The following is a 2,940-nucleotide window of genomic DNA, read 5'->3' as shown; positions in this document are numbered from 1 at the left end:
TTGGTTTCCTGATAAACCCACTATTAAAAATATGACTTTGTAGGGTTAAATAGACACATCATAAGTGTTATCAATAACTTACGATGTGGCTTATCCCGAATTGGGGTTATTTTACTATTTCATACGTGACATCAGATTGTCTTTTTTTACAAACTGATGATATAAAGCGGCGCCAATATGAAGGGCGGTAAAGGCAAGAATGGTTGGCCAAATAATCTCGGTATGCCAGTCATTATAGAGTCTTGCCAACCCTCTATCGGGAGTCACAAATACGGGAATCTGAAATAATCCAAACACGTCAACCGGTCGACCACCATACAAAGACATCAGTAGTCCTGCAATGGGCATCGCAATTAACAGAGCGTAGAGAGCAAAGTGTGACAGCTGTGATAACAGCATCTGCCACTTTGGCATCACTGCGGCAGGCGGTGCCTTAGTGAAAACGCGATTAATCACTCGCGCTATCATCCAAAATAATAGACTAACCCCAAAGGCTTTGTGTAACCCGATATAAAGATTGCTATCAAGATTGTCATACAAAAATATCATGACCCAAGTAATGAGCAATAAAATCGCGCTAATCCAGTGGAAGATACGACTACTAACGGACCACTTTGTCAGGTTTGAATGGGTATGGTTCATAATTTTACTCTATCACCTCTATAACTACGCTCATGGCTGATTAATAATCGCTTAATAACATGCGCTTAATAATATACATAGACAGCTAATGACTGATAAAGCCTACTAACAAACTCTGAAAAACACCAGTACAACCCGAATGCTCAGCAAGCTAGCCGTCTAAATCCACCAATTGATGCGCAATTTTATCCAAATCAGGCACCAAATACAGCGTATTGTCAATCATCACTGTTTGAAAAAGGTAGGATAGCACAACATCTTCTTGCACTCGTTCATAAACCGTATCGATATTGCTATTTGGCTTGATGAAATGCTCAGGGAGCTCAACATCCTTTACCTCAGAGATACGAACCTGTATTGGGTGTAGTTCACCGGCGGTCTGTAAAGCGATGCGATGCGCTGATGTATTCCCTTCTAACACCACTATCTTTTCTGACGCTTGATGACGTGGCAGCATGTGAAATACAGCGATTTTTTGCTGCTGCCATTCATACATTGCTGTATATTCGCTATGCTCATCCACACTCAAAATTAAACTGCTAGGAACAATCCAATCAGGCTGGTTAAACGCTGGAACAATCGTCACATCGAGCATACCATTAGTGGTAGTCAGTAAACTTACTGCCTCAAATGAATGTTTTAACATCTGTTTCATAAGTCGCTCACAATAAATGAATGTGGAGTGTCGTTTGCTGCTCTGTCAGCAATATAGTCGGTCAGCTTTTGTGCCAACGCTTGAGGACTGCCAATAAAGGTACAATATCCTGAATCAATGATAGCTTGTGGCTGACTGGGGCACGCACTTAAAGTCGGGTCTTGCGCCCACAATTGACTGTCATTATCTTGGATCAATTCTAAATACTGCGTGCCATCGTTGCCCATACCGGAAAAGATAATGTTAATCAGTTCACTGCCATAAACATCGCTGGTATTTTTCAGAATTTGACCGATAGCCGGTTTATAATCCCCTTCCCAAGCCTGATCCAATAAAATAATGCGCCCAGTTGAATCACAAACTATCTGCTTATCAATAGGTACAATCAAACATTGACCAATACGCATACGCTGCGAGGAGGTAATCATCTGACAGCGCCAGTCATTATGGCGATTTAAGATACGCGGCAGGGTACTAATCATCGTTAGATTAAAATGATGCGCTAATAAAATACTCACTGGCAGCATAGGTGATAAGTAATCTAAGAACTCTTTGACCGCACTAGGGCCGCCCATAGATGCCCCTAAGAATACCACGTAGCGCCAACCTCTAACCTCATCCTGATAAACAGGAGTATCTACAAGCGTTGGCAAAGCCAGCATCTGCGCAAGCTTACGCTTTAGTTTACGTTGCCACTTAGCATATTGTTGCGCTTCATTAAGATAAGGCGCTTGACTAAAGCCAACCAATACTGCCGCAGTTTTGGAGGCAGCAGTAACCGACGCTACATACCCATCATAATCACTGTCTATCAACCAGATATCGATATCACTTTCATAGCCATCAAACTTATCTTGCAACTGCGATGACGTGACACAGTCTACCAAATGAAAACCACAGCTGCGCACTGTATCAGAGAATGCCATCCGCTGCTGATGGTCTTCTGCTACCACCAACACTTTAATCTCACTTTTATCTTTTAACGTCAAGGCACGTATGTTACCCATGATGAGTTATGCGAACCTTTTCATCCAATAAACTTTGGATTTTATCAAGCAGCTGGTTTTCTTGGAAAGGTTTGCCCATATAGTCATTTACCCCAATCTCAAATGCACGCTCACGATGCTTCTCACCCGTACGTGACGTAATCATAATAATGGGCAGATGCTGCAAGCGTCCATTATGTCTGACTTGGGTGGCAACCTCAAAACCGTCCATGCGTGGCATTTCAATATCGAGTAGCATTAAGTCAGGCGTCATCTCTTGTAGTATCTCAAGCGCATCGATACCATCTTTAGCAAGTACAACATTGAACCCTTGACGCTCTAAGAATCGTGATGTCACTTTTCTCACTGTGACTGAATCATCAACGACCAAAATAGTGGTATTGGACTCCACGTTTCTTTGTTTGGCAGCTTTAGAATGCGTGACGTCTTTAACTAAAGCCGCGTTACGCATCAAGGCTATCAAGTCTAGAATGAGCATCACCGAGCCATCGCCCATAATGGTAGCGGCTGAGATACCGGATAAATTTGAGAACTGCTGTCCCAAAGGTTTTACCACCACTTCAATACGTGAGCCTGCTATTTGATCAACTTGTAGGGCCATATTCTGACCACTGCGGTTTTTGATGATAATAAGTG

The 2,940-nt window shown here is 42.5% G+C and carries 4 protein-coding genes; all 4 read right to left on the bottom strand.

The features are described 5' to 3' along the window. Nucleotides 1-114: 114 nt before the first annotated feature. On the bottom strand, nucleotides 115-642 hold the full coding sequence (locus VLN09_RS01120) for a cytochrome b (RefSeq protein ID WP_325243281.1): 528 nt from the start codon (nucleotides 640-642) through the stop codon (nucleotides 115-117). A gap of 151 nt (nucleotides 643-793) precedes the next feature. Continuing rightward, entirely contained in the window at nucleotides 794-1,297 is a 504-nt protein-coding gene (locus VLN09_RS01115) for a hypothetical protein (RefSeq protein WP_325243280.1), read from the bottom strand. Next, nucleotides 1,294-2,304, bottom strand: coding sequence for a chemotaxis protein CheB (locus VLN09_RS01110; RefSeq protein ID WP_325243279.1), 1,011 nt, complete (start codon nucleotides 2,302-2,304; stop codon nucleotides 1,294-1,296). Before VLN09_RS01110 ends, VLN09_RS01115 begins: the two co-directional genes overlap by 4 nt. Further along, nucleotides 2,297-2,940: response regulator (locus VLN09_RS01105; RefSeq protein ID WP_325243277.1), on the bottom strand; the 644-nt coding region annotated here is incomplete at its 5' end. The genes VLN09_RS01105 and VLN09_RS01110, both read right to left, overlap by 8 nt.

This window comes from Psychrobacter sp. (assembly GCF_035469765.1).
Classification (GTDB): Bacteria; Pseudomonadota; Gammaproteobacteria; order Pseudomonadales; family Moraxellaceae; genus Psychrobacter.
This window is presented reverse-complemented; position numbering and strand designations above follow the sequence as displayed.

Coding starts and splice junctions, on each gene's coding strand:
- VLN09_RS01110 (WP_325243279.1), bottom strand. CDS start 2,304: ATGGGTAACATACGTGCCTTGACGTTAAAAGATAAAAGTGAGATTAAA.
- VLN09_RS01115 (WP_325243280.1), bottom strand. CDS start 1,297: ATGAAACAGATGTTAAAACATTCATTTGAGGCAGTAAGTTTACTGACT.
- VLN09_RS01120 (WP_325243281.1), bottom strand. CDS start 642: ATGAACCATACCCATTCAAACCTGACAAAGTGGTCCGTTAGTAGTCGT.